General features: G+C 45.2%; 11 protein-coding genes, 10 tRNA genes, 3 rRNA genes and 1 pseudogene. 2 read left to right on the top strand and 23 right to left on the bottom strand.

Annotated features, from left to right (window positions below):
- Nucleotides 1–97: 97 nt before the first annotated feature.
- From gatB to CHF41_RS03880, 6 genes are all read right to left on the bottom strand, one after another.
- Nucleotides 98–1,537: an Asp-tRNA(Asn)/Glu-tRNA(Gln) amidotransferase subunit GatB gene (gatB, locus tag CHF41_RS03905; protein ID WP_119876074.1), complete on the bottom strand. Its 1,440-nt coding sequence runs from the start codon at nucleotides 1,535–1,537 to the stop codon at nucleotides 98–100.
- On the bottom strand, nucleotides 1,537–3,003 hold the full coding sequence (gene gatA / locus CHF41_RS03900; RefSeq protein WP_119876073.1) for an Asp-tRNA(Asn)/Glu-tRNA(Gln) amidotransferase subunit GatA: 1,467 nt from the start codon (nucleotides 3,001–3,003) through the stop codon (nucleotides 1,537–1,539). The genes gatB and gatA overlap by 1 nt, the downstream gene beginning before the upstream one ends.
- Complete coding sequence (gene gatC / locus CHF41_RS03895) at nucleotides 3,003–3,305, bottom strand: Asp-tRNA(Asn)/Glu-tRNA(Gln) amidotransferase subunit GatC (RefSeq protein WP_119876072.1); 303 nt, start codon at nucleotides 3,303–3,305, stop codon at nucleotides 3,003–3,005. Before gatC ends, gatA begins: the two co-directional genes overlap by 1 nt.
- A 900-nt stretch (nucleotides 3,306–4,205) precedes the next feature.
- Complete coding sequence (locus CHF41_RS03890) at nucleotides 4,206–4,754, bottom strand: cysteine hydrolase family protein (RefSeq protein ID WP_119876071.1); 549 nt, start codon at nucleotides 4,752–4,754, stop codon at nucleotides 4,206–4,208.
- Between the two features lies 1 nt (nucleotide 4,755).
- The gene (codY, locus tag CHF41_RS03885) at nucleotides 4,756–5,544 is read right to left on the bottom strand and encodes a GTP-sensing pleiotropic transcriptional regulator CodY (RefSeq protein ID WP_119876070.1); all 789 of its coding nucleotides are present in this window, start codon (nucleotides 5,542–5,544) and stop codon (nucleotides 4,756–4,758) included.
- A 291-nt stretch (nucleotides 5,545–5,835) separates the two neighbouring features.
- Entirely contained in the window at nucleotides 5,836–7,050 is a 1,215-nt protein-coding gene (locus CHF41_RS03880) for a pyridoxal phosphate-dependent aminotransferase (RefSeq protein WP_119876069.1), read from the bottom strand.
- A gap of 122 nt (nucleotides 7,051–7,172) precedes the next feature.
- On the opposite strand from CHF41_RS03880, the gene CHF41_RS03875 reads away from it, so the two are divergent.
- Nucleotides 7,173–7,625 carry a universal stress protein gene (locus CHF41_RS03875; RefSeq protein ID WP_119876068.1) on the top strand — a complete coding sequence of 151 codons (453 nt, stop codon included), beginning with the start codon at nucleotides 7,173–7,175 and terminating at the stop codon, nucleotides 7,623–7,625.
- A 30-nt stretch (nucleotides 7,626–7,655) separates the two neighbouring features.
- Here the strand turns inward: CHF41_RS03875 and CHF41_RS10065 are convergent.
- A pseudogene (locus CHF41_RS10065) lies at nucleotides 7,656–9,033 on the bottom strand (HAD-IIB family hydrolase).
- Nucleotides 9,034–9,102: 69 nt separating this feature from the next.
- Between CHF41_RS10065 and CHF41_RS03860 the strand changes: the two are divergent.
- Nucleotides 9,103–10,062, top strand: coding sequence for an asparaginase (locus CHF41_RS03860; protein WP_119876066.1), 960 nt, complete (start codon nucleotides 9,103–9,105; stop codon nucleotides 10,060–10,062).
- Between the two features lie 74 nt (nucleotides 10,063–10,136).
- On the opposite strand, the gene recG is transcribed toward CHF41_RS03860, so the two are convergent.
- The 16 genes from recG to CHF41_RS03780 all read right to left on the bottom strand — a co-directional run bounded on the left by recG (nucleotide 10,137) and on the right by CHF41_RS03780 (nucleotide 20,577).
- On the bottom strand, nucleotides 10,137–12,152 hold the full coding sequence (gene recG / locus CHF41_RS03855; protein ID WP_119876065.1) for an ATP-dependent DNA helicase RecG: 2,016 nt from the start codon (nucleotides 12,150–12,152) through the stop codon (nucleotides 10,137–10,139).
- Nucleotides 12,153–12,332: 180 nt separating this feature from the next.
- Nucleotides 12,333–12,406 (bottom strand) — tRNA-Pro (locus tag CHF41_RS03850).
- Between the two features lie 47 nt (nucleotides 12,407–12,453).
- Nucleotides 12,454–12,527, bottom strand: a tRNA-Arg gene (locus CHF41_RS03845).
- 7 nt (nucleotides 12,528–12,534) lie between these two features.
- Nucleotides 12,535–12,618 (bottom strand) — tRNA-Leu (locus CHF41_RS03840).
- A gap of 7 nt (nucleotides 12,619–12,625) precedes the next feature.
- Nucleotides 12,626–12,697 (bottom strand) — tRNA-Gly (locus CHF41_RS03835).
- Between the two features lie 14 nt (nucleotides 12,698–12,711).
- Nucleotides 12,712–12,784 (bottom strand) — tRNA-Thr (locus CHF41_RS03830).
- 14 nt (nucleotides 12,785–12,798) lie between these two features.
- A tRNA-Leu gene (locus tag CHF41_RS03825) sits at nucleotides 12,799–12,880 on the bottom strand.
- A 2-nt stretch (nucleotides 12,881–12,882) separates the two neighbouring features.
- Nucleotides 12,883–12,955, bottom strand: a tRNA-Lys gene (locus tag CHF41_RS03820).
- Between the two features lie 39 nt (nucleotides 12,956–12,994).
- A tRNA-Asp gene (locus tag CHF41_RS03815) sits at nucleotides 12,995–13,067 on the bottom strand.
- Nucleotides 13,068–13,074: 7 nt separating this feature from the next.
- Nucleotides 13,075–13,147 (bottom strand) — tRNA-Val (locus tag CHF41_RS03810).
- A gap of 7 nt (nucleotides 13,148–13,154) precedes the next feature.
- Nucleotides 13,155–13,270: ribosomal RNA gene (rrf, locus tag CHF41_RS03805) — 5S ribosomal RNA — on the bottom strand.
- A 114-nt stretch (nucleotides 13,271–13,384) separates the two neighbouring features.
- Nucleotides 13,385–16,289: ribosomal RNA gene (locus CHF41_RS03800) — 23S ribosomal RNA — on the bottom strand.
- A gap of 132 nt (nucleotides 16,290–16,421) precedes the next feature.
- Nucleotides 16,422–16,494: transfer RNA gene (locus tag CHF41_RS03795), tRNA-Ala, on the bottom strand.
- Nucleotides 16,495–16,680: 186 nt separating this feature from the next.
- Nucleotides 16,681–18,229 (bottom strand): 16S ribosomal RNA (locus tag CHF41_RS03790).
- Together the 16S, 23S and 5S rRNA genes with 10 tRNA genes alongside form the textbook arrangement of a ribosomal RNA operon.
- Nucleotides 18,230–18,575: 346 nt before the next feature.
- The gene (locus CHF41_RS03785; RefSeq protein ID WP_119876064.1) at nucleotides 18,576–19,499 is read right to left on the bottom strand and encodes an ATP-binding cassette domain-containing protein; all 924 of its coding nucleotides are present in this window, start codon (nucleotides 19,497–19,499) and stop codon (nucleotides 18,576–18,578) included.
- A 10-nt stretch (nucleotides 19,500–19,509) separates the two neighbouring features.
- Complete coding sequence (locus CHF41_RS03780; protein WP_119876063.1) at nucleotides 19,510–20,577, bottom strand: ABC transporter ATP-binding protein; 1,068 nt, start codon at nucleotides 20,575–20,577, stop codon at nucleotides 19,510–19,512.

The raw sequence follows: 20,577 nt of genomic DNA, 5'->3' as shown, positions 1-20,577 counted from the left end.
TGACAAATGCCAGTTCTATCTGCAGCTCCTTGCCTTGTCCTATTCCTTTCTCAATCCCTATACTAGGTATATATATGTGTGTGCATAAATATCGCACTTAATCTACTAATTTCTGTAATTCTTGTGCCAGCAATTGTTGCGCCACTTGCGGGTTGGCTTGACCTTTCGTTGCTTTCATAAGGAAACCAGTAAAGGCCTTGTCCGCATTGCGTTTACCAGACTTGAAGTCTGCCACAGCTGCTTCGTTGTCCGCAAAGACTTGATGAATGATTGGAATCAAAACGGCTGGGTCTGAAATCTGTACTAAACCTGCTTTTTCTACGTATTCACGCGCAGAACCACCATTTTTCGCCAAATGCACAAAGACTTTCTTAGCAATTTTCGACGAAATCGTGCCATCTGCAATCAGTCCAATCATTTCGACCAGACTTTCTGGTGAAAGGGCAATCTCTGACAAGCTCTTTTGCTCAGCATTCAAGAACTGAGCTACCTCACCCTGCAACCAGTTAGACACCTGCTTGGCATCGCCACCAAGGGCTACAGCTGCCTCAAAGAAGTCTGATAGTGTCTTCGTTGCCGTCAATTGACCCGCATCATAGCTTGACAAGCCCAAACGCTCCATATAATCTGCACGGCGCTCCTTAGGAAACTTAGGCAAGGTAGATTTGACTCCTGCAATCCAGCTATCTTCAATCTCATATAAAGGCAGGTCTGGCTCTGGGAAATAGCGGTAATCCGCTGAACCCTCTTTGACCCGCATGAGAATCGTTTCCCCCGTTGCTTCATCATAGCGGCGTGTCTCTTGCTGAATCTGACCACCTGAACGCAAAATTTTCGCTTGACGCTCGACTTCATGTTGCAAACCTTTTTTCACGTAGTTAAAGGAGTTCAAATTCTTCAGCTCTGTCTTGGTACCAAATGCCTCTTGACCATACGGACGAAGAGAGATATTAGCATCGACCCGCATCGAACCTTCTTCCATTTTCACATCTGAAATGCCTGTGTACTGGATAATTTCTTTCAAGGCGGTCAAGTAGGCATACGCCTCCTCGGGACTACGCATGTCAGCTTCAGAGACAATCTCAATCAAAGGCACACCCTGACGATTCAAATCAACGTAGGAATAGCCGTCTATCCCATGCGTATTTTTCCCAGCATCTTCTTCCAAATGTGCCCGCTCAATGCGGATTTTCTTGGTCAATCCGTCCTCTAATTCAATTTCAATCCAACCATTGTAGCCAATTGGCTCATCAAATTGAGAAATTTGATAGGCCTTAGGATTATCCGGATAGAAATAATTCTTACGGTCAAAGTGCATGTGCTGGTGAATATCCATATTCAAGGCCAAGGCAGCCTTAATCCCAGCTTCTACTACTCCCTTATTCAGGACAGGCAAGACACCAGGGAAAGACCAGTCAATCACATTAGTATTGGCATTTGGATTCTCACCAAAGTGCGCAGATGACGGAGAGAAAATCTTTGAATTGGTATTCAATTCAACATGGACTTCTAGTCCAATAATAGTTTCAAAGTTCATTATTTCTCACCTCCAAAAATAACGGGTTGTTGCTTATGATAATCTGTCGTTGCTTCAAAGGCTGCCGCCACTTGATAAATTGTTTCTTCACTATGTTTTGATCCAATCAATTGCAAACCGACTGGCAACCCTTCTACAAAACCAGCAGGAATCGAAATCCCTGGTAGTCCCGCCAAGTTGACCGGAATCGTCAGCAAATCGGCCAAATACATGGCAACAGGATCTTGATTCATCGTACCAAGACCATACGCCACCGTTGGAGCTGTTGGCCCTAAAATCAAATCATAATCTGCAAAGACCTTCTCAAAATCTTGAATAATCAAGCTACGCACCTGACCAGCTTTTTTGTAGTAAGCATCATAATAACCAGAAGATAAGCTGAAAGTTCCCAGCATAATGCGACGTTTGACTTCTTCACCAAAACCTTGGCTACGCGTATTGACATAAATCTCATCCAAATTTGTCGCATCTTCTGCACGGAAACCATAGCGAATACCATCAAAACGTTGCAAGTTGGAGCTTGCCTCAGATGACGCAATGATATAATAAACCGCAACACCATACTTGCTATGAGGTAAGCTAACCTCCTCAATCACCGCACCTAGGCTCTCCAAATGTTTGGCTGCCTGTAAAATACAATCCTTGATTTGCGGATCAATTCCTTCTCCGATATACTCTTTCGGAAGCGCAATTTTCATACCCTTGATATCTTGACCAATCTTGCTGGCATAATCTGCCACCGCAAGTTGAGCTGATGTCGAATCTTTCGTGTCATGACCTGCAATCACATTGAGCAACTGCGCATTTTCTTTGACCGTTTGTGAGAAAGGTCCAATCTGATCCAAGGAACTCCCAAAGGCAATCAAGCCAAAACGAGAAACCGTTCCATAGGTTGGCTTCATTCCGACCACCCCATTGAAAGCAGCAGGTTGGCGGATAGAACCACCTGTATCAGACCCCAGTGATAAGCGCACCTGACCAGACGCCACGGCTGTCGCAGAACCACCTGATGAGCCACCCGGTACCTTGGTCTGATCCCAGGCATTTCTAGTCTTTTTAAAGTAAGAGGTCTCAGTTGAGCCACCCATGGCAAATTCATCCATGTTGGTCTTGCCAATCACGATCATGTCTTTTCCATAGGCATTCGCTGCAGAAGTCGCATCGAAAATCGGCTCATAATTGTAAAGCATCTTTGAAGCGGCGGTAGTCAGGATTCCCTTAGTGGAAATATTGTCCTTAATCGCTAGCGGAATCCCTGCCATAACGTTGGCTGCATCAATTCCTTTTTCATCGATTCGAGCAGCCTGAGCCAAGGCTTCGTCTTCTGCAATGGTAATAAAGCTACCAACTACTTCTTCACGCGCCTTGATATCTTCCAAGGTCGCCTTGGTTAACTCAACAGCCGATACTTCTTTCTTGACGAGAAGGTCATGCAACTCATCAATTGAATAGTGATTAAAACTCATTAGGCATCTCCTCCCCCATCTAAAATAGCTGGAACTTTAATAAAATGATTGTGAGATTCCGGTACATTTTTAAAGAGTGCTTCTCTATCTTCACCTTTTTGGGCAGTATCTTCCCGCATCACATTTTTGCGCTCTGCCATTGTTGTAGTGACAGGAACGCCTGTTGTGTCTACTTCATTTAGCAACTCAACCATATCGACAATCTTACTCAAGGTCGTCGCAAAAGTTGCTGTCTCTTCTTCACTAAAAGCCAACTTTGACAGATTGGCCACGTGACGAACTTCTTCTTGTGAAATTTTCATCATTGCATCCTTTCTTACTCATACTCGAAAGAAAATCAAACATCGTAACAGACCGATTTCTCTTTTTCTTTCCAATATCGTATCCCTCTTATTTTACCACAAATCCCGTAGCTTCCTCAATGAAATGATATGTCTATACCCAATTAAAATCAAAATAAACAGTTTTTGACTCTTTCTTAACTCGTCAAGTTTATGACAGCCCTTCAGTAGCATTTTTCAATCTTTTATTAGATAGTGCAGACGCAAGCAACCTCCTTCGGAGTTTCATTGCTATAGTGACTTGAATAAAGCTTAGGACATCATTAAGTCGCTTTGATGAACGCCAGTTCTATCTGTAGCTCCTTGCCTGTCCTATTCATAAGATACGAGGGCGTTAAAAAAGCGAATGAAAAATAGGAAATACGACGAAGCTTATAGGAGCATTTATACCTAAAGGTAGCCATATCTATAATCTAGCTAAAGCTAGAACGGCTATATCTCTTTTTTCCGAGCTTTTAGCCCGAGTTCAATTCCGCAAGATACGAGGGCGTTAAGCAACTCCTAGACAAAATAGGAAATCGAAGCAGATTGGCTTGCAACCAACGAGATTTATCCCTAAAGGGAGCCTCTGCTGTAACCAGCTAAAGCTGGAACATCTGCGTCTCCACTAAAGGGAGCCTCTGCTGTAACCAGCTAAAGCTGGAACATCTGCGTCTCTTTTTTACACATCTCTTAGTCCGTGTTCAGTTCTCAATCCACTATAGCAGAGGATGATTCAACACTCCCTATTTCCAACCTTCAACAGTCCACAGGACTATTGAAGCAAGGTGAGTTAACGACATCAGACTTTGATTTTTGACGAGTACTAAAGAGTAGAAGAGACCATAAAAGAGGCTAGGCATAAAGCCCAACCTCTCTATTCTATCGTATGGTTGCGCCCAAGACCTGTTCAAAGTGTCTCAGTGCAAATTGGTGCTGCTCTTCTGTCAGACTGGCCACCGCCGTTGAAATAATTTCAATCTTGTAACCTAGATTGTAGGCATCAATTGCCGTATGAAGCACACAAATATCCGTCAAGACACCTGTCAAGATCACCGTGTCCACCTGTCTTTCACGCAACCGAATATCCAAATCTGTCCCTGAGAAGGCTGAATAATGGCGCTTGTCCAGCCAAAAGACCCGTGCTTCATCCTGATGCGCTGCATAAAAGTCTGCTAAAGGACCATACAAGTGACGACCGCTCGTTCCCTTGATATTGTGCGGAGGAAAAAGACGACTTTCTGGATGAAAAGAATCTTCTTCTTCGTGCAAGTCAATGGCAAAAAAGATATAATCCCCACGGTCAAAGGCCTGCTTAGTCACATCATACATCGCCTGCGAAATCGCTTGAGCGGGTTGTCCTGCCGTCAACTTCCCATCGTCTGCCACAAAATCCACCGTATAATCAATCGAAATAAGGGCTTGTGCCATGTTAATAATCCCGTTTCTTAATCTCATCAAAGATAGCTGGAATCAAGACTTTCAAATAAGTCCCTTTCATTCCAAGCGAACGACTTTCAATAATGCCTGCACTTTCTAATTTGCGAAGCGCATTGACAATCACTGAACGAGTAATCCCAATTCTATCTGCAATCACAGAAGCTGTCAACTGCCCCTCATCGCCATTCAATTCGCCCAAAATCGCTGAAACAGCCTTCATTTCCGAGTAGGATAGAGTATTGACTGCCATATTGACTGCCGCACGGCGACGAATATTTTTCTCATCTTCTTCCCGCTGGAAATTCAAAAGCTGAATCCCAACCACTGTCGCTGCAATTTCAACCAAAATCAAATCATCTTCGTCAAATTGCTCCTCGTTGCGCCAAATAATCAAGGTCCCAAAACGAATCCCCGTCACATGAATCGGGGCAATCGTGGTCAGGCTATTAGGATACATGGAGCGAGATTCCACCGGAATCGCTGTCAACTCGCTGTCAGCTGGGAGATTGACTTGTGTATCATAAACCTGCGCTACTCCTTTTACATAGCCATCTGGAAATTGCTTTGTTAAAAAGAATTCCTCTACCCGGTCATTATTGGTTTTATACTTCATATAATAACCTAGGACTTCTCCCTCACTATTGATAATACAAGCATTGCAATCAATAATTTCTGAAAGATGCTCTGCAATCGCATTGTAAGGTAATTCTTCTGACAATTGCTCTTCTGAACGCTTCAAAATAGACGTAATGTCTCGCGTCTTTTCTAATAATGTAGTCATACAATCCTCTTTATTCTGTAATTGCTTTCATTATATCAAAAACAGCAGGTAATTTCAATAATTATCAGAAAATTACGTATTGTTTTAAAATCCGCTACAATTTAACTTCCATATGCAGTCTGATAATAAAAATGAGGCTGGGAAACTCCCCAACCTCCGTTTCATATGAACTCACTCAGCACCAAATTTGTACTGTTTTAACAAAGTAGCCATCTGCGCAGTAACTTTTCCTTCCAAAGTCAAACCAGAATCGCACTCAAACAAGCTAAAAATGATTGTTAGTCTACATTGTTACCGACGATATTGTCGCAAGAAACGTGTCATTTTCTCTTGAATTTCTGCCAATTCATCCACTCGTGGAAGGTAAACAATACGGAAATGATCTGGTTCCTTCCAGTTAAAGCCTCGTCCATGAACAAGGAGAACCTTCTCCTGCTTCAAGAAGTCCAAGACAAACTGTTCATCGTCTTCAATCCGGTACATTTCGCGATCAATTTTAGGAAAGATATAAAGACCAGCCTTAGGCTTCACTGCAGACAAGCCAGGAATATCACTGATTGCTTTTGTGATGAATTCCCGTTGCTCATACAAACGACCGCCTGGCATCAAAAGCTTATCAACGGACTGATAACCACCAAGGGATGTTTGCACAACCTGTTGGGCCAAGACATTTGAACAAAGCCGCATATTCGATAGCATATTGAGCCCTTCGATATAACCCTTTACATGCCGTTTTGGTCCAGACAGGACCATCCAACCCACACGGAAACCACAGATCCGGTGGGATTTGGACAAACCGTTCATGGTCACGACAAATAAATCTGGCGCCAAAGTCGCAATCGGAATGTGCACTGCTCCATCAAAAACCATACGGTCATAAATTTCATCCGAGAAGATAATCAACTCATGGCGACGGGCAATATCCACAATCCCTTCTAGGATTTCTTTTGGATAGAGGGCACCTGTCGGGTTATTGGGATTGATTAAAACGAGCGCCTTGGTTCGAGAAGTGATTTTCGATTCCATATCTGCCAAGTCTGGATACCAGTCTGCTGCCTCATCACAGACATAGTGAACCGCATTTCCACCTGCCAAGCTAACTGCTGCTGTCCAAAGAGGATAATCCGGCATAGGTACCAAGACCTCATCACCATTGTCCAACAGCCCCTGCATGGACATAACAATTAGCTCACTAACTCCATTTCCTAAATAAATATCTTCAATATCCACATTTGGAAAATGCTTCAATTGACAATACTGCATAATGGCCTTACGTGCTGAAAAAATCCCCTTACTATTAGAATAGCCTTCTGATTTCCGCGCATTGTGAATCAAATCATGGATTACCTCATCTGGCGCTGTAAAACCAAATTCAGCAGGATTTCCCGTATTTAAGCGCAGAATCTGCTCACCATTTGCCCGCATACGCATCGCTTCTTCTAATACCGGACCACGAATATCATAAGCTACATCGTCTAATTTCATCGATTTATCAAACTGTCTCATCAAGCTTACCTCGACTTTCTATTGGTATTATTTTAGCCTAAATCCCTTAAAATAACAAGAATTACTTGCCTTTTTCCTAAAAATATATTATAATATATATGGAAAGAAAGGGGTGAAGACCTATGACACAATCTTACCAAGTTATCCTAGTCGCTGTCGACGGTTCAACAGAAGCCGAATTAGCGCTACATAAGGCTATTCACGTTGCAAAACGCAACCAGGCACGACTGATTATTGCTCATGTCATTGACACGCGCGCACTTCACAACATCGCAGCTTTCGATGCTACTATCTATGAAACGCTCGAGCAGGAAGCCCAGACTCTTCTCAAGGAATACCAAGAAAAAGCAGTCCAGGCTGGACTGTCAGATGTACAAGTCGTTCTTGAATTTGGAAATCCTAAAACCCTTCTTGCCCACGATATTCCAAAAGAAACAGGCGCTGATTTGATGCTCCTAGGCGCAACAGGACTCAACACCTTTGAACGCCTCCTCATTGGCTCTTCTTCCGAATATATCCTCCGCCATACTACCATTGATTTGTTGGTCGTGCGTGATAAGAACAAGATAATGTAACACAGAATAAGCACCCGTCTTCATGGGTGCTTATTTTTTCTGTTTCTGATATATTTTTACCTGCCGTTCCAATTCCCTTTGAATAGCTGGCTCAGGTGCATATCTTTCTTCCCAATAATCCGGTTTTAAGATTTTATGAGTAACTGGGTCAAAATGCGCTCGTCCATCAGGAAAAATTTTTCCCATATTGGCCCGATGAACAATGTCAAAAATCGGCTTGGGATCCACTCCCATTAAGGCAAAAGAGCCGTAGGTAAAGTAGAGAAGGTCAAGCAACGCATCGACTTGTCCCAGTAAAGGGCTCTCAGGTCTTTCTTTTTGTTTCGACTTTGCAACTGCCTTATCTAAGGCCTGATGAAGCTCCTCAGTTAAATTCTCAAATTCTTCTTGATTATGTGCAGTAGCATATAAAAATTCAACCAGTTCTTCCAGCTTAAAATCTGCTCGGTGTAAGGCTGTTACTACATCGTAGGCTCTAGGACATTCTTGCGTTGTCCCGTCCATCTTGGCATAAAATTCCTTGACCGCATTGAACTGAGAATCTTTACTGCAAAACATCTGCCCCTCCTTCAACGAGACCGAAATACTCTAAGGCCTTAAAAATACCATCTTGGTTATTACTGTCTGTCACGTAAAAGGCTGTATGACGGGCTTTTCTCGTGCCATTTTTCATGGCAATCGAGTGCGGCACACCAGCGAGCATTTCCAAGTCATTATTGGAATCACCAAACACCATGACCTCATCGAGCGTAAAATTATACTGCACACCAACACGCTTAATGCCCTCTAATTTCGAATTTCCTTTCGAAATAATATCCACCGCATAAGGACTAGAACGCGTAAAATCCAAATTCGGAAACTGCGAAGCCAGCTTTCTCGTCTCCCTTTCTGTCGCCAGTAACATCATTTGATAAATCGAACGCTCAGAGATAATCCGCAACTGCTCCTTATCTTGAGGGCTCACTTTTCGGATAAAGCGGTTGAAGATAAAATTGACCAATCCAGCCCAAGAAGCCGGAATCATCCGCGTCAAGTGATAGGCAAGATTACCACCACCAAAACTCATAATCCGACTACCAGCTACCCCAAAAGCTGTCCCGAAAGAAAGATCTTTCTTGTATTTTTTGGCATATTCAATCAAGGCTGGCATATCGTCTTTTGGTACCTCCTGCATAAAGAGCACCTTTTCCCGTGATAAGATGTACTGGCCATTGTAGGTCACTGCAAAATCCATGCCCAAGGAAGCCATATACTGGAGGACGAAGCGAGGTCCCCGACCCGTAGCTAGTCCTACCAAAATCCCCTGTTTCTTCAATTGATTGATAGCTGAGATTGTTGACGGGCTAATCGTTCGATTATCTGTCAACAAGGTCCCGTCTATATCGAAAAAAACAGCCTTAATCTCCAACATCTCACCTACTTTCTCGCATTTTATGTTACAATTAGTATACCACATTTGGAAAGAATCTGAAAGTTTATGAAAAATATTCTTGTCTTACATACAGGCGGTACCATTTCCATGCAAGCAGATAGCACAGGAAAGGTAACCACAAACCAAGAAAATCCTATGACTCAAGTCTCCGTTCCACTCGAAGGAATTCAAGTCACAGCGCTAGATATCTTCAATCTTCCTAGCCCCTACGTGACTCCAAATCATATGCTTCAGCTCTATCACAAGATTAAGGAGGAAGCAGATTATTATGATGGAGTCGTTATCACCCACGGCACAGATACCCTCGAAGAAACAGCCTATTTCCTCGACACCATGGAATTACCCAATCTTCCCGTCGTCTTGACAGGTGCCATGCGCTCATCAAACGAACTAGGAAGCGACGGAGTTTATAATTATCTGACTGCCCTACGCGTTGCTAGTCATGACAAGGCAAGAGACAAGGGTGTTCTTGTTGTCATGAACGATGAAATTCACGCGGCAAAATATGTGACCAAGACCCATACAACCAATGTCGGAACCTTCCAAACACCGACCCACGGTCCACTTGGTCTTGTGATGAAACACGAAATTCTCTACTTCAAAAATGCAGAACCTCGCGTCCGATTTGACCTCGATAAGATTTCAGGATTTGTGCCGATTATCCCTGCCTACGCTGGAATGGAAATAGAGTTACTAGACATGCTAGATATCCGCAAACTCGACGGCCTCATCATCGAAGCATTTGGAGCAGGAAATCTTCCACAAGAAGTGGCTCAGAAGCTCACTGAATTTCATGAGGTTGGTATTCCAATTGCCCTCGTCTCCCGCTGCTTCAATGGTATTGCGGAGCCTGTCTATGCCTACGCTGGTGGTGGAGTGAGATTGCACCAAGACGGTATCTTCTTTGTCAAGGAACTCAACGCCCCCAAAGCTCGCCTCAAACTCCTTATCGCCCTAAATGCCGGTTTGAAAGGGCAAGAGTTGAAAAACTATATGGAAGGCTGATTAACTATTCCGTTTTGAATGATATCACTGTTACAAAACACAAAATTTCCTAGGTCCTCGGCCTAGGAAATTTTTTAATCTAATCGCTCTTCTTTCCTTAAATACGGTACTAACACCTGCCAATCTGACTTGTCTTGCCAATCTGGGTCTGATACAATCTGAGCCGCTACTTTTCTTGCCTCTTCTAAGATCGCATAATCTTCGATGATACTAGCCACCTGAAATTCAGGCAAGCCCGATTGACGCGTTCCAAAAATTTCACCAGAGCCCCGCATTTTCAAATCTTCTTCTGCCAAAACAAATCCGTCTGTAGTTTCGGTCATAATTCGCATCCGGTCCTTACCCGAATCTGTTTTGGGGTTAGCCACCAAAATCGCGTAGGATTGCTTCTGACCACGACCAACACGACCGCGCAACTGATGCAATTGACTCAGTCCAAACCGATCTGCGTCCATGATGAGCATGACCGTTGCATTCGGAACATTAACCCCTACCTCAATTACAGTAGTGGACACAAGAATATCGGTCTCGCCCTCCTTAAAAGTCTGCATAATCGCCTCTTTTTCATCATTTTTCATTTGACCATGGAGCAAGGCGACACTTGCTTTCCCCTTAAAATATGTAGCCAATTCCTCTTCCAAAGCAATGGCATTTTTCAAATCAAGTGCTTCTGATTCTTCAATCAAGGGCGAAATGACATAGACCTGCGCACCTTTAGCTAGTTCTTTTTCGAGCCACTCTAGCACAACTGGAAATTGTTCATGCTTGACCCAGCGGGTCAAAATGGGCTTACGCCCTGCTGGAAGCTGATTGATAATCGATACATCCATATCACCAAAAGAAGTAATCGCTAACGTTCTAGGAATAGGCGTTGCCGTCATCATCAAGACATCAGGATTTGCTCCTTTTTCTCGCAACAATCGCCGCTGTTTCACACCAAATCGATGTTGCTCGTCCGTGACTACCAAGCCCAAACGGTGATACATTACTCCATCCTGGATAAGCGCATGAGTTCCTACAATCATATCCACCTGTCCAGATTCAATCGCAGCTAATGCAGTCCTGCGAGGTGCTGCTCGCATTCCACCTGTCAATAAAGCAATCGAGAGGTCAGGAAAAAGTTGAGACAAACTTTCAAAATGCTGCTCTGCCAAAATCTCAGTCGGCACCATGATTGCCGCCTGCATACCAGCCGTATAGGCCGCATACATGGCTAAAGCTGCAACAACGGTCTTTCCTGACCCAACATCTCCCTGCAAGAGACGATTCATGTGTCCCACAGACTTCATATCCGCCAAAATCTCATCTAGGGCCCTACCTTGGGCCTCTGTTAACTCAAATGGCAAAGAAGTAATTTTTTCTTTCACTGCAAATTGGTCATAGGCAATTTCTACACCGTCTGATGCCACCTTATTAGCCAGCTTTAGCTGTTGTAAACGCAACTGAAAATAGAATAATTCCTCAAATTTGATGCGCCGCAAGGCCTGCTTATATTCTCCTAACTCTTTTGGAAAATGCATAGCTCGCACTGCCTGTCTGCGATCCATTAAGCGGTAGCGCTCCACCAGGGCTTGCGGTAGATTTTCTCCCAACAATTTCTCATATCCCTTATCAAACGCTGCCTTAACTAGTTTTACAACACTAGACTGAGAAATACCTTGCGCAACATGGTAGATTGGCTGTAATTCATCCTCCAATTGGGCAACCAGCTTCATACCCGTTACACCGGCCTTTGCCTTATCCCACTTTCCCCAAACAGCAAGTTCTTGCCCTACCTTAACTCGATCCGCAAGATACGGCTGATTAAAAAAGGAAACAGCAATCACTACCTCCCCCTGCTTAAGTGAAAAACGCAGCTTATTCCGCTTGAAACCATAATATTGAACAGTCGCAGGTGTCATTACAACACCAGAAATCAAGGCCTTTTCCCCATCTTCTAAATCCAACACCGACCGGGCCGCAAAATCATCATAACGAAAAGGATAGTAGCATAGTACATCCTCTACCGTCTCTAACCCCAACTGTTGAAATTTCACAGCCGATTTCTCACCCACACCAGGAAGGGCAGTCAATTTATCCTCTAAACTCATCATCATACCTTGATTATAACAAAAAAAGATAAAAAGTACCATGTCTGCTTATCCCTAGCATATTCGTGGAGCAATTTACCTTCTCTTAACTGACAAATTACCTAATCTAACTTGGTAACGTTTAGGACTCTCTTCTACAAAAAACAAACAAAAAAGCAACCTATATTATGGTTGCTACAATCGGGAAGACAGGATTCGAACCTGCGACACCTTGGTCCCAAACCAAGTACTCTACCAAGCTGAGCTACTTCCCGTTCCCACTAAAAATAAATCTCCCCTAATGTCTCCATTAAGCGAGTAATGCACCCTAGAGGAGTCGAACCTCTAACCGCCTGATTCGTAGTCAGGTACTCTATCCAGTTGAGCTAAGGGTGCCTATTCATGCCGAGGACCGGAATCGAACCGGTACGATGTTGCCATCGCAGGATTTTAAGTCCTGTGCGTCTGCCAGTTCCGCCACCCCGGCCTCTTCAAGCGAACGACGGGATTCGAACCCGCGACCCCCACCTTGGCAAGGTGGTGTTCTACCACTGAACTACGTTCGCACTTTATCCCTCTATGCCGGCTACATGACTTGAACACGCGACCCTCTGATTACAAATCAGATGCTCTACCAACTGAGCTAAGCCGGCCTTTTTCTATTCTATGCGGGTTAAGGGACTTGAACCCCCACGCCCGAAAGCGCCAGATCCTAAATCTGGTGCGTCTGCCAATTCCGCCAAACCCGCAATGACCCGTGCTGGGCTCGAACCAGCGACCCTTTGATTAAAAGTCAAATGCTCTACCAACTGAGCTAACGAGTCTCTTATCTTAGGTTTAAACAGTCCACTGGATTGTTTAAACGGTCCCGACGGGAATCGAACCCGCGATCTTCGCCGTGACAGGGCGACGTGATAACCGCTACACTACGGGACCTATTATATGGGAGTTAACGGGATCGAACCGCTGACCCTCTGCTTGTAAGGCAGATGCTCTCCCAGCTGAGCTAAACTCCCTATTCTAGCTAAGCGACTACCATATCTCACAGGGGGCAACCCCCAACTACTTCCGGCGTTCTAGGGCTTAACTGCTGTGTTCGGCATGGGTACAGGTGTATCTCCTAGGCTATCGTCACTTAACTATTCTGAGTATACATGAGGTTCCCCTCTTTGTCAACTCAAAATTGAATATCTACTCTTCTTTAACAAGTCCTTCACCTCTTCCACTGTGATTCTCGTTGAATTTTACCTATCTAGGATAAGTCCTCGAGCGATTAGTATTGGTCCGCTCCATTGCTCACACAACTTCCACTCCCAACCTATCTACCTGATCTTCTCTCAGGGCTCTTACTAACTTAACGTTATGGGAAATCTCATCTTGAGGTGGGTTTCACACTTAGATGCTTTCAGCGTTTATCCCTTCCCTACATAGCTACCCAGCGATGCCTCTGGCGAGACAACTGGTACACCAGCGGTAAGTCCACTCTGGTCCTCTCGTACTAGGAGCAGATCCTCTCAAATTTCCTACGCCCGCGACGGATAGGGACCGAACTGTCTCACGACGTTCTGAACCCAGCTCGCGTGCCGCTTTAATGGGCGAACAGCCCAACCCTTGGGACCGACTACAGCCCCAGGATGCGACGAGCCGACATCGAGGTGCCAAACCTCCCCGTCGATGTGAACTCTTGGGGGAGATAAGCCTGTTATCCCCAGGGTAGCTTTTATCCGTTGAGCGATGGCCCTTCCATACGGAACCACCGGATCACTAAGCCCGACTTTCGTCCCTGCTCGAGTTGTAGCTCTCGCAGTCAAGCTCCCTTATACCTTTACACTCTACGATTGATTTCCAACCAATCTGAGGGAACCTTTGGGCGCCTCCGTTACCTTTTAGGAGGCGACCGCCCCAGTCAAACTGCCCGTCAGACACTGTCTCCGATAGGGATCACCTATCTGGGTTAGAGTGGCCATAACACAAGGGTAGTATCCCAACAGCGCCTCCATCGAAACTGGCGTCCCGATCTCTTAGGCTCCTACCTATCCTGTACATGTGGTACAGACACTCAATATCAAACTGCAGTAAAGCTCCATGGGGTCTTTCCGTCCTGTCGCGGGTAACCTGCATCTTCACAGGTACTAAAATTTCACCGAGTCTCTCGTTGAGACAGTGCCCAAATCATTACGCCTTTCGTGCGGGTCGGAACTTACCCGACAAGGAATTTCGCTACCTTAGGACCGTTATAGTTACGGCCGCCGTTTACTGGGGCTTCAATTCAGATCTTCGCGTTACCGCTAAACCCTCCTCTTAACCTTCCAGCACCGGGCAGGCGTCACCCCCTATACATCATCTTACGATTTAGCAGAGAGCTGTGTTTTTGATAAACAGTTGCTTGGGCCTATTCACTGCGGCTCAGTCTAGCTGAGCACCCCTTCTCCCGAAGTTACGGGGTCATTTTGCCGAGTTCCTTAACGAGAGTTCTCTCGCTCACCTGAGGCTACTCGCCTCGACTACCTGTGTCGGTTTGCGGTACGGGTAGAGTATGATACATCGCTAGAAGCTTTTCTTGGCAGTGTGACATCACTCACTTCGCTACTATACTTCGCTCCCCATCACAGCTCAACGTTATAGGTATAAGCATTTGACTCATACCACGCCTCACTGATTAGCCAGACACTTCCATTCGTCTGGTTGAGTTAGCCTTCTGCGTCCCTCCATCACTTCATACTCTAGTACAGGAATATCAACCTGTTGGCCATCGGATACACCTTTCGGTCTCTCCTTAGGTCCCGACTAACCCAGGGCGGACGAGCCTTCCCCTGGAAACCTTAGTCTTACGGTGGATGGGATTCTCACCCATCTTTCGCTACTCATACCGGCATTCTCACTTCTATGCGTTCCAGCACTCCTCACGGTATACCTTCTCCACACATAGAACGCTCTCCTACCATACCTACTATTAGGTATCCACAGCTTCGGTAAATTGTTTTAGCCCCGGTACATTTTCGGCGCAGGGTCACTCGACTAGTGAGCTATTACGCACTCTTTGAATGAATAGCTGCTTCTAAGCTAACATCCTAGTTGTCTGTGCAACCCCACATCCTTTTCCACTTAACAATTATTTTGGGACCTTAGCTGGTGGTCTGGGCTGTTTCCCTTTCGACTACGGATCTTAGCACTCGCAGTCTGACTGCCGATTATATCTCGTTGGCATTCGGAGTTTATCTGAGATTGGTAATCCGAGATGGACCCCTCACCCAAACAGTGCTCTACCTCCAAGAGACTTTACATCGACGCTAGCCCTAAAGCTATTTCGGAGAGAACCAGCTATCTCCAAGTTCGTTTGGAATTTCTCCGCTACCCACAAGTCATCCAAGCACTTTTCAACGTGCCCTGGTTCGGTCCTCCAGTGCGTTTTACCGCACCTTCAACCTGCTCATGGGTAGGTCACATGGTTTCGGGTCTATAACATGATACTATGGCGCCCTATTCAGACTCGGTTTCCCTGCGGCTCCGTCTCTTCAACTTAACCTCGCATCATATCATAACTCGCCGGTTCATTCTACAAAAGGCACGCTCTCACCCATTAACGGGCTCGAACTTGTTGTAGGCACACGGTTTCAGGTTCTATTTCACTCCCCTCCCGGGGTGCTTTTCACCTTTCCCTCACGGTACTGGTTCACTATCGGTCACTAGGGAGTATTTAGGGTTGGGAGATGGTCCTCCCAGATTCCGACGGGATTTCGCGTGTCCCGCCGTACTCAGGATACTGCTAGGTACAGACTCTGTTTCGAATACGAGGCTTTTACTCTCTGTGGCTCCCCTTCCCAGAGGATTCTTCTACAAAATCTGAGTCCACATTGCAGTCCTACAACCCCGAAGAGTAAACTCTTCGGTTTGCCCTCCTGCCGTTTCGCTCGCCGCTACTAAGGCAATCGCTTTTGCTTTCTCTTCCTGCAGCTACTTAGATGTTTCAGTTCACTGCGTCTTCCTTCTCATGACCTTAACAGTCATGGATAACATGCATTACATGTTGGGTTCCCCCATTCGGACATCCCTGGATCAATGCTTACTTACAGCTCCCCAAGGCATTTCGTCGTTAGTCACGTCCTTCTTCGGCTCCTAGTGCCAAGGCATCCACCGTGCGCCCTTATTAACTTAACCTTATTTAACCTAATTCTTTCAAATTAGAAAACTCATTAATTCACAGCGTTTTCGGTTTATTTTCTTGTTACTATTTGATATAGATATTCAATTTTCAATGGACAATTCCTACAATCACATTCAGTGACTGTATGGAGCCTAGCGGGATCGAACCGCTGACCTCCTGCGTGCAAAGCAGGCGCTCTCCCAGCTGAGCTAAGGCCCCAACTAATAATCTGGTTTTCTCTTATTAGTTCACGTTTCTTATTCTATTGTCTTCGGGTGCCGCTGGCCCCTGTCGTTCGCTTTCGCTTCGACAAACCTGAAACCTGCGGTTTCGCTTAGCTGAGCTAAGGCCCCACAAGACCTCTCAAAATTAAAGAAGACTACGTACAGAGTTCCATTTCCTTAGAAAGGAGGTGATCCAGCCGCACCTTCCGATACGGCTACCTTGTTACGACTTCACCCCAATCATCTATCCCACCTTAGGCGGCTGGCTCCTAAAAGGTTACCTCACCGACTTCGGGTGTTACAAACTCTCGTGGTGTGACGGGCGGTGTGTACAAGGCCCGGGAACGTATTCACCGCGGCGTGCTGATCCGCGATTACTAGCGATTCCGACTTCATGTAGGCGAGTTGCAGCCTACAATCCGAACTGAGACTGGCTTTAAGAGATTAGCTTGCCGTCACCGACTCGCGACTCGTTGTACCAGCCATTGTAGCACGTGTGTAGCCCAGGTCATAAGGGGCATGATGATTTGACGTCATCCCCACCTTCCTCCGGTTTATTACCGGCAGTCTCGCTAGAGTGCCCAACTCAATGATGGCAACTAACAATAGGGGTTGCGCTCGTTGCGGGACTTAACCCAACATCTCACGACACGAGCTGACGACAACCATGCACCACCTGTCACCAGTGTTCCGAAGAAAAATCCTATCTCTAGGACGGTCACTGGGATGTCAAGACCTGGTAAGGTTCTTCGCGTTGCTTCGAATTAAACCACATGCTCCACCGCTTGTGCGGGCCCCCGTCAATTCCTTTGAGTTTCAACCTTGCGGTCGTACTCCCCAGGCGGAGTGCTTAATGCGTTAGCTGCGGCACTGAGTCCCGGAAAGGACCCAACACCTAGCACTCATCGTTTACGGCGTGGACTACCAGGGTATCTAATCCTGTTCGCTCCCCACGCTTTCGAGCCTCAGCGTCAGTTACAGACCAGAGAGCCGCTTTCGCCACCGGTGTTCCTCCATATATCTACGCATTTCACCGCTACACATGGAATTCCACTCCCCCCTTCTGCACTCAAGTTTGACAGTTTCAAAAGCGTACTATGGTTGAGCCACAGCCTTTTACTTCTGACTTATCAAACCGCCTGCGCTCGCTTTACGCCCAATAAATCCGGACAACGCTCGGGACCTACGTATTACCGCGGCTGCTGGCACGTAGTTAGCCGTCCCTTTCTGGTAAGTTACCGTCACTTAGCGGATTTTCCACTCCCGCTAACGTTCTTCTCTTACAACAGAGCTTTACGATCCGAAAACCTTCTTCACTCACGCGGCGTTGCTCGGTCAGGGTTCCCCCCATTGCCGAAGATTCCCTACTGCTGCCTCCCGTAGGAGTCTGGGCCGTGTCTCAGTCCCAGTGTGGCCGATCACCCTCTCAGGTCGGCTATGTATCGTCGCCTTGGTGAGCCGTTACCTCACCAACTAGCTAATACAACGCAGGTCCATCTGGTAGTGGTGCAATTGCACCTTTCAAATACTTACCATGCAGTAAGTACTTTTATGCGGTATTAGCTATCGTTTCCAATAGTTATCCCCCGCTACCAGGCAGGTTACCTACGCGTTACTCACCCGTTCGCAACTCCTCCGCTCGGTGCAAGCACCAAGCTTCAGCGTTCTACTTGCATGTATTAGGCACGCCGCCAGCGTTCGTCCTGAGCCAGGATCAAACTCTCATTTAATAGTTTGAGTCTTCACTCATACTGTCCACTGACAGATTTATTTTCTTATGTTCATTGACGGTTTATGTCTCCATAAACCACCCTGCACGTTTGGTTCGTCTTCTTTAATTTTCAAAGGTCTTGCCTTATCGCTCTCTCAAGCGACAACTATATCAGTATATCACCTCTGCTTCTTATTGTCAACTACTTTTTTTACTTTTTTTAAAATTTTTTTCATGAAAATAACAATCGAAAGTTCTAAAATGAAGTTAGCCACTCAAGGGATTTAGTTGCCTCCTTAATAAAATAAAAAACCCATATTTAGGCTAGGCAATCTGCACTCCTAAATATGAGGTGATATCCATTTTTACAATTCCTTTTTGTAGCGATTAATCTCAGCTTGATTTCCCCAGACGAAATGTCCTGGACGAATCTCTACCATCGTCGGCTTGTCAACACTATAATCGTGCTGTTCTGGATCATATACTTTCAACACTTTTTGTCGTTCTAAAAGTGGGTCTGGAATCGGTACTGCAGATAGAAGCGATTGGGTATACGGGTGAATAGGATTATTAAACAACTCTTCTGTCTCAGCAACTTCAACAATAACCCCTTTATAAATAACCGCAATTCGATCTGATATGAAACGAACAACAGACAAGTCATGAGCGATAAAAAGATAGGTTAAACCAAGTTCTCTTTGGAATTTTTTCAAAAGATTCAGAACTTGAGCTCGAACAGATACGTCTAAGGCCGAAATCGGCTCATCCGCAATAACAAAATCTGGTTTCATCACCAAGGCACGGGCAATCCCGATCCGTTGACGTTGTCCACCTGAAAATTCGTGCGGATACCGTGTTAAATGCTCTGCTAAAAGCCCAACTTCTGTGATAATTTCCTTGACTTTCGCCTGACGTTCTTCTTCATCTTTAAAGAGCTTAAAGTTATAGAGACCTTCTGAGATGATGTAGTCAATCGTCGCACGTTCGTTCAAACTCGCTGCAGGATCTTGGAAAATCATTTGGATTTTCCGAATCAATTCAGCGGATTCTTCTTTCGATTTCTTACCATTGATTTTCTTACCCTCGTAGAGGATGTCACCTCCACTGGTGTCATTCAAACCGATGATTGCACGGCCAATCGTTGTCTTACCGGAACCTGATTCTCCTACAAGCGAGAAAGTCTCTCCCTTGTTGATAAAGAAATTTGCGTTTTTAACAGCTACAAACTTCTTACTTCCTTCGCCGAAGGAAATTTCCAAATCTTTAACTTCTACTAATTTTTCAGTCATTTCCTTCCTCCTATAAATCTATGGTGGCAAAGCCAACTTTTGAGCGAATCTTATTATGCAAATCTTCAATCACAGATGGTTTATGAACTGTAGGAGCATCCTCATGAAGCAACCAGGTCTTAGCCCAATGTGTATCTGATACCTTGAAAACGGGTGGATGTTCTTCGAAATCAATCTGCATAGCATAATCAGAACGAAGAGCAAATGCATCACCTTTTACAGGGGTGTAAAGCGACGGTGGGGTCCCAGGGATAGAATACAACTCTCCTTTTTCGTCTGCTAACTGCGGAAGGCTAGAGAGTAGACTCCATGTATACGGATGACGAGGGTCGTAGAAAATTTCTTCTACTGTTCCATACTCTACTACTTCACCTGCGTACATCACCGCAACCTTATCTGCAATACTTGCCACCACACCAAGGTCATGGGTAATGAAGATTGTTGTGAAATGATATTCTTGTTGCAAAGATTTTAAGAGGTCAATAATCTGTGCTTGAATCGTCACATCAAGGGCCGTTGTGGGTTCATCACAGATTAAAATATCTGGACGGCAGGCAAGGGCAATTGCAATAACAATCCGTTGGCGCATTCCACCTGAATATTGGAAAGGATATTCGTCAAAACGTTTCTTCGCTTCAGGAATGCCGACTTTTTCCATATAATCAATTGCTAATTCCTTAGCTTCTTTTGGATTTTTGCCTTGGTGCTTAACAATGACTTCAACAATTTGGCTACCGATGGTTTTGATTGGATCCAAACTTGTCATCGGGTCTTGGAAAATCGTTGCAATCTTTCCGCCACGGATTTCGGCCCAGTCCTTATTCGCTTTTAAAGCTGTTAAATCTTGACCACGGTAGTCAATGCTTCCGCTTGCTACACGACCATTGTCTTCGAGCATCCCTGTAAAAGTCTTTGTCAACACAGACTTCCCAGATCCTGACTCACCTACAAGTGCTAAGACCTCTCCTTCAATTAACTCAAGGGAGACACCACGAATGGCTGTCAATACTCTGTCACGAACGTCAAATTCCACAACAATATCGCGAGCAGTCAATATTACATTTTTTTGATTTGTCAT

This window comes from Streptococcus respiraculi (genome assembly GCF_003595525.1).
GTDB lineage: Bacteria > Bacillota > Bacilli > Lactobacillales > Streptococcaceae > Streptococcus > Streptococcus respiraculi.
The sequence above is the reverse complement of the archived record's forward strand: the minus strand, read 5'-3'. Positions and strand labels throughout refer to the sequence as shown.